Raw genomic sequence first — 6,607 nt, forward strand, 5'->3', positions numbered from 1 at the left:
CAAACAGCGCCTGACGGGCCGGGTCGCCCACCAGAATCACGCGCGGGGCGCAGTCATCGGCTGAAAGTTTAAGATACCAACTGGTTTTAGATTTCACGATGTTCGTCTCCTTTCGGGGATCATGCCCAATGTTCAAATTCCTCGAGGGAGATGACTTCTCCCATGTAGCGTTGAATGTCCTCCAGACTGGCCAGATGCAGGTGGGTGTGATTGGAACCCACCGCCTCACGCACCACCACCGGCCGAAAACCCCACCCAAAGGCATCCTGCACGGTGGCGCGAACGCAGACGTGCGTCTTGACTCCCACCACCACAACCTGTTCAATCCCTTTTTCACGCAGCAGCAAATTCAAATCCGTTTCAAAGAACGCGCTGTAGCGGCGTTTTTGCACCACATACTCGCCCGGCAACACCTCGATCCCTTCGGCCCATTCAACCGCCTGCGATCCTTCCAGGCAATGCTGCGGCAATTTTTCAAATTCAAAATCCTCTCCATGATGAAGCGGATGCGTTTCGCGCACATGCACAATCATCCAGCCGGCCCGGCGGGCAACGCTCAGCACCTGCCGAACGGCAGAAAGCACCTCATCGTAAACCGGGTAATAATTGACCCCCTGCGGGTGCATAAAGTCGTTAATCACATCAATCAGAATGAGAGCACGCTTCATAAGAAAACATCCTTCTCCGGCAGGTACTCGCGGAAAGTCTGGTAATAACGGTTGACCATTTGCTCCCACTTTGGCAGGCTGGTCTGGCAGCCCCAGGCTTCCAGCACAAAGGAGGCCGTCACCGCTCCAATTCTAGCCGAAATTTCGAGCGGATAGCCGCGGCACAATCCACTCAGCAAGCCGCCCAGGTAAGCATCGCCGGCACCGGTTGGGTCTATCAGGGTTTGGGGTGCTACCGCTGGAATTTTGGTGACCCCGCCGGGCTCATAAATCAGACTGCCCTCTTCGCCAAGGGTAACGATCAGGGCTTCGACCCCCCGCTCGAACAGTACCTGCATGCGGTCGGCCGCAATCCATCCCATCAGGGCTTGCTGTTCAAAGCGGTTCATCACCAGAATGCGGCAGCGTTGCAGCAGTTGTTCCACCAGTGCGGGCGGGAAGGCGTGCGGGTCGTTGCGCAGCGACCAGACCAGCCTGGCCGGGCTGTTCTCCAACCCGCGCAGGAAGCGTTCGGTATGCTGCCGGCTGGCGACGGTAATGACGGCAAATTGGACGGTTTGAACCAGATCGGGCGGCAGACGGATTTCGGTATCCTCATCGGCGCAGCCGGGAAAGTAAAAGGTCTGGTGGCTGCCCTGCGGGTTGATGAACAGGAAGGTTGCCGCGGTTTTGCCGCCGGGTTTGAATGTGAGGCAGTCCGGCAAGACCTTTTCAGCCTGCAGCAAAGCCGCCATGCGCAGCCCGGCTTCATCGTCACCCAGAATCAGGGAGGGAGCGGCCGGCACACCCAGCCGGGCCAGACAGACGGCAATGTTGCCGGCACAGCCGCCGGGAGTAGGCAGCGGGATGCCCGGTGGATCAAGGATGATGCCGGTTTCACCCACCTGCGGAGCGCGGTCAACCCGCAGAATGCGGTCAAAACTGGGGTAGCCGCTGATCAGCACCTGAGGAAGAGTCATGCCGAAATCCTCTTTTTGCGGATGGCTTTCTGGAGCGAGATGCCGGTCAATGTCAGCACCACGATCAGGTAGGGCAGCATTTGCGGCAGCTGCGGTGGGATGCTGGTGGAGGTTTGCAGGCGGAACTGCAAAATTTCGAACAGGCCAAAGACAAAACAGCCGAGGGTCGTCAGTCCCGGTTTGCCGGCGCCAAAAAAGACCGCCGCCAGTGCAATAAAGCCGCGCCCGTTGATCATACTGTCGTTGAAGATGGTCAGGTCGCCGATTGCCAGCTGGGTGCCGGCCAGCGCGCATAACACGCCGCCGAGCAGCAAGGCAAGATACTGGATGCCTTTCAGGTTGATGCCGGCGGTTTCGGCGGCTTCGGGGCGCTCACCTACCGCCCGCAGGTGAATGCCGACCGGCATGCGATACAAAAACACAGAAGTCAGACCGGCCAGAACCCACGAGAGATAGACCAGCACGCCGTGACCGGAAAAAATCTTACCCAGCAAGGGAATATCCGCCAGCAGTGGAATGGTCAACTTTGGTAAACTTGCCAGCCCGGCGGGCGAGTAAGCCCCGCGGGCATTGAACAGCACCACCAGCAGGTAGGAAGTCAGCCCGACCGCCAGGGTGTTGATCGCCAGTCCGGCGACAATCAGGTTGGCGCGCAATTCGACCACCGCCACAGCGTAAATCAAGGTGATCAGCGTGGTCAGAATGACCGCAAACAACAACCCCATCCACGGACTGCCGAACTGAGCACCGAACACGACCGCGAAAAAGGCGCCGAATAACATCAGCCCCTCAAGGGCAATGTTGAGCAAATTCACCCGCTGGCTGATCAGCCCGGCCAGCGCAGCCAGCAGCAGGGGAGTCATGACCCGCAGGGATGCGAACAAAATGTTGGTCAGGGTATCAGCGTTCACGGCGGCGCCTCCAGAGCAGACTGCCAAATTCAATGGCGGCGAAGAAGATAATGGTGGCTTCCAGCACACGGATTAAATCACGGGGGACATCGGTCATGATTTCCATGGTGGCGCTGCCGCTGCGCAGCATGCCGAACAACAGGGCGGCCAGCAAGGCGCCTACCGGCGAATTGCGCACCAGCAGGGCAACCGTCATTCCGGTAAACGCCAGGCCGGAAGAAAAGCCGGCAATAAAACGATAATGGACACCCAAAACCTGACCGGCCCCGGCCAGCCCGCCCAAAATCCCGCCAATCACCATCACGCGTTCAATCACACCGGCCACATTAATCCCCGACCAGCGCGCAAACTGGGGATTATCCCCCACCATACGAATTTCATAGCCGAGTTTGCTGCGGGTCATCAGGTAGATCATCACCAGCGCGGCGGCCAGCGCCAGCAGAAAGCTGGCATTCAACTGCGAAGGCGGCATCAGGCGCGGCAGGCGCGCTGCCGGGGCAATTTGCGGCGACATGGCATTGGCCACACCCGGCACCAGAAACGGCCCGTTGACCAGATATTCGGTGAACAGAATGGCAACATAATTGAGCAGAATGGTGGTCACCAGTTCATCTACCTGCAAGCGCGAGCGTAAAACCGCCGGAAAATAACACCACAACCCGCCCACCAGCCCGGCAGCCAGAAACGCAAGCGGGATGATCAGCCAGGCCGGCAAATCGGTGAAGGTGAACCCCACCCACGCCGCCGCAAAGCCCCCCAGATAAAGCGACCCTTCGGCTCCTACATTAAATATACCCGCCCGAAAGGCTACGGCCGCCGCCATGGCGGTGAAAAGAATGGGAGTGGCTGCCAGCAGGGAATTGGCAACCGCCGTGCGGCTTCCCAGAGAGGTCTGCAGCAAAGCGCGGTAGGCCTGCAGCGGGTCCTTACCCGAAACCCACATGACCAGCGCGCCCATCAGCAGGGCAATCAGCAGGGTGAACAGGGTGCGCAGCAGAGAAGCCGCCACCGGCGAAAGACGGGGGGTGGTCTGTTCGAGTGGAGACGTCTGGGAGGGAGTTGGTTCCGGTTGCGATGATTCAGCCTGCATGGAGATGTCCTGTCATGTAAAGTCCAACTTCTTCAAAAGTGGTTTCGTCCGGTTTCTTTTCCCCGACAATCCGGCCTTCGTAGAGGATCAGAATGCGATCCGAAACCGCAAATAATTCGTCGAGATCGGCGGAAATCAATAAAACCGCGCCGCCCTGATCGCGCCGCCCGATCATCGCCTCGCGCACGAACTGCGCCGCGCCGACATCCAGCCCGCGGGTGGGGTAGGCCGCCACCAGCACCTCCGGGTGGTCAATCATCTCCCGGCCGGTAATCACCTTTTGCTGGTTGCCGCCGGACAGGTTTTTGACCATACTCCTCACCCCCGGCGCGGCAACATTGTATTCATTCAGAATTCTACCGGCGAACTGCTCGGCTGGGCGCGTGAACAGGGTCAACCAGCCGGAGAAAGGCGGTTTGTTATAACGGGTGGAAATAACATTTTCCTGAATATGGGTGGCCAGATTCAACCCCTGCTCTTTGCGTTTTTCGGGGATGACCGCCAGCCCCAGCTGGCGGCGCTGGCGCGGCGAGAATCGGCTGACTTCCCGCCCGTTCAGCCATATCTCTCCGCGCGCCGGACGCAAGCCGCTGATCACCTCAACCAGCTCGCTCTGACCGCTGCCCTGCACACCGGCAATTCCCACAATTTCGCCGGCGCGCAGCGTCAGGCTGACCTCTCTCAGGGCTGGCACCCCGCGATCATCCAGCGCCGAAACCTGCTTCAGCACCAGCCGCTCCTGCCCAATCTGGCGGCTGCGCGGAAAAACCTGATCAATGACCTGCTCGCCGACCATTAAGTTGGCCAGTTCTTTCTCGCTTGCTGCCGCCACTTCCAGCCGGCCGACCACCCTGCCGCGCCGCAGGATGGTGGCTGTTTCACAAATGGTCTTGACCTCGCGCAGTTTGTGGGTGATGTAGATGATCGTCTTGCCTTCCTCGCGCAGGGTTTGCAACACTGCAAAAAGACCTTCCACTTCCTGCGGGGTCAATACAGAGGTGGGTTCATCCAGAATGAGCAGTTCGGCTTTGCGGTAAAGCAGTTTAATGATCTCAACCTGCTGCTGAATGCCGACCGGTAAATCGGCAATCGGTTTATCCAGCGGCAGGCTGAACCCAAAACGCTCCAAAATGGCTTCAATTTGACGGCGCTGGGTTTTTCGATCCACCAGACCATTGCAGCGCGGCTCGTATCCCAGCGCGATGTTCTCCGCAACCGTCAGCGAAGGCACCAGCTGGAACTCCTGATGCACCATACCAATTCCCAGTTGGATGGCAGCGCGGGGGTTGGGTATGCGGATTTCCCGCCCTTCGAGGAATATTCTGCCGTGATCCGGCGTGTACATGCCGTAGAGAATCCGCATCAGGGTGCTTTTTCCGGCACCGTTTTCACCCAGCAGGGCGTGAATGCTGCCCCGTTCAACCGATAAATCAACCCCATCGTTGGCGGTAACGCCGGGAAATCGCTTGGTAATGGACTGCATGAACAGGTAAGTCACAACCGGTAACCTCCGCTGACTAAAGGGAGCGGGCGGGCTGAGGGGGAAGGCGCAGCCCGCCCCAAACGCGGCGAAAAGGGTTTATTGCTTGGTGATGTCAGTTACTTTGATTTCGCCGCTGATGATTTTGGCTTTCAATTCTTCAACTTTGGTCATGAATTCGGCCGGCAGTTTGTCTTTGGTGTAGGTCATCGGGCTGAGGCCGACGCCCTCTTCTTTCAGACCATACTCCACAATGCTTCCGCCCTTCAACGTGCCACTGACCAACCGCGAACACAGGTCATAAACGGCGTTGTCCACCCGCTTGATCATGCTGGTCAGGATGAAACCGGGCTTGATGTAATCCTGATCGGAGTCGACACCGATGGCATAATGCTTGGCTTCTTCAGCAGCCTGGAATACGCCCTCCCCGGTGCCGCCGGCGATCTGGAAGACGACATCGGCGCCCTGGTCATACATCGCCAGCGCCAGTTCACGGCCTTTGGCCGGGTCACCGAAGGAATTGGAGTAAGCCGAAAGCACCTTGACATCCGGATTGATGTACTGGGCTCCCTCGGTGTAGCCGACGATGAATTTGTCAATACCCGGCGACTGGGTACCGCCGATGGCGCCGATGACGGCTTCGGGGTTGACCAGTTCGTTGCCTTCCATGGTCGTCACCATGGCAGCCAGCGCACCGGCGAGGAAGGAAGCCTCGTGTTCCTTAAAGATAACCGACACGACATTATCCCCTTCCACGGCAATGTTGAGGATGGAGAAAAGGGTATTGGGATAATCAGGGGCAACCCGCGCCAGCGGATCGAAGTGGCTGTATTCCAGGGTGATGACCAGATCGAAGCCGCTTTCGGCGGCACTGCGCAGGAGTTGCTCGCCTTCGCCAACCGGGTCGGCCGATTCGATGACCTTGACCTCAACACCCAATTCCTTCTCGGCGCGTTTCAAACCCTCATAACCGGAGTCGTTGTAGGAACGATCCCCCAAACCACCCTGGGCGGTAATCAGAGCAACTTTATAGGTTTTGGCGGGGGCTTCGGCCTGAGTCGGCTGTGCCGGCTGGTCGGAAGCAGGCGGCTGGGTTGGTTCGGCGGTTGGCTGCGGGGCGCATGAGGCCAGAATCAACGAAAGCGCCAGTAGCAAAAACAGGGCAACACGTTTGATCATTGTCTTGCTCTCCTCTTGGTAAGGTGAAATTTTGGATAATTCGGAAAATCAGCGGCGCATGTGAACCGCATAGCGGTAGAGATCGGCGCGGTAGGTGGCTTCGACATACTCGATAGGCCGGCCGGCCTGATCCCGGGCGGTGCGGGTCACCCGTAATAGGGCGGCGCCTGAATGGACATTGAGCAACCTGCTCAATTCCGCATCGGCTTCAACGGCTTCAATCAAATCATCTCCTTCGGATAGAAACACCTCCTTTTGTGCCATGAGTTGATACAGCGAGCCCACCGCTTCGAGCTCAGACCGGCTGAACTCCAAACGGG

Annotated in this window: 7 protein-coding genes; all 7 read right to left on the reverse strand. The window is 58.5% G+C overall.

Going from position 1 to position 6,607, the window contains the following annotated elements; all coding sequences use genetic code 11:
- Window positions 1–119: 119 nt before the first annotated feature.
- Complete coding sequence (locus VAE48_RS14385) at window positions 120–668, reverse strand: isochorismatase family cysteine hydrolase (RefSeq protein ID WP_322794021.1); 549 nt, start codon at window positions 666–668, stop codon at window positions 120–122.
- On the reverse strand, window positions 665–1,627 hold the full coding sequence (locus VAE48_RS14390; protein WP_322794022.1) for a carbohydrate kinase family protein: 963 nt from the start codon (window positions 1,625–1,627) through the stop codon (window positions 665–667). Before VAE48_RS14390 ends, VAE48_RS14385 begins: the two co-directional genes overlap by 4 nt.
- Window positions 1,624–2,538 carry an ABC transporter permease gene (locus tag VAE48_RS14395; RefSeq protein WP_322794023.1) on the reverse strand — a complete coding sequence of 305 codons (915 nt, stop codon included), beginning with the start codon at window positions 2,536–2,538 and terminating at the stop codon, window positions 1,624–1,626. The genes VAE48_RS14390 and VAE48_RS14395 overlap by 4 nt, the downstream gene beginning before the upstream one ends.
- Window positions 2,528–3,628, reverse strand: coding sequence for an ABC transporter permease (locus VAE48_RS14400; protein ID WP_322794024.1), 1,101 nt, complete (start codon window positions 3,626–3,628; stop codon window positions 2,528–2,530). Before VAE48_RS14400 ends, VAE48_RS14395 begins: the two co-directional genes overlap by 11 nt.
- Window positions 3,618–5,126 carry an ABC transporter ATP-binding protein gene (locus VAE48_RS14405; protein WP_322794025.1) on the reverse strand — a complete coding sequence of 503 codons (1,509 nt, stop codon included), beginning with the start codon at window positions 5,124–5,126 and terminating at the stop codon, window positions 3,618–3,620. The genes VAE48_RS14400 and VAE48_RS14405 overlap by 11 nt, the downstream gene beginning before the upstream one ends.
- An 81-nt stretch (window positions 5,127–5,207) precedes the next feature.
- Window positions 5,208–6,287 carry a BMP family ABC transporter substrate-binding protein gene (locus tag VAE48_RS14410; protein WP_322794026.1) on the reverse strand — a complete coding sequence of 360 codons (1,080 nt, stop codon included), beginning with the start codon at window positions 6,285–6,287 and terminating at the stop codon, window positions 5,208–5,210.
- 48 nt (window positions 6,288–6,335) lie between these two features.
- Window positions 6,336–6,607: UTRA domain-containing protein (locus tag VAE48_RS14415; RefSeq protein ID WP_322794027.1), on the reverse strand; the 272-nt coding region annotated here is incomplete at its 5' end.

This window comes from Bellilinea sp. (assembly GCF_034432615.1).
In the GTDB taxonomy this organism is placed as follows: domain Bacteria; phylum Chloroflexota; class Anaerolineae; order Anaerolineales; family Anaerolineaceae; genus Bellilinea.

Bases quoted from the DNA above. Each gene is read 5' to 3' on its own strand.
- VAE48_RS14385 (WP_322794021.1), bottom strand. From the start codon at position 668: ATGAAGCGTGCTCTCATTCTGATTGATGTGATTAACGACTTTATGCAC.
- VAE48_RS14390 (WP_322794022.1), bottom strand. From the start codon at position 1,627: ATGACTCTTCCTCAGGTGCTGATCAGCGGCTACCCCAGTTTTGACCGC.
- VAE48_RS14400 (WP_322794024.1), bottom strand. From the start codon at position 3,628: ATGCAGGCTGAATCATCGCAACCGGAACCAACTCCCTCCCAGACGTCT.
- VAE48_RS14410 (WP_322794026.1), bottom strand. From the start codon at position 6,287: ATGATCAAACGTGTTGCCCTGTTTTTGCTACTGGCGCTTTCGTTGATT.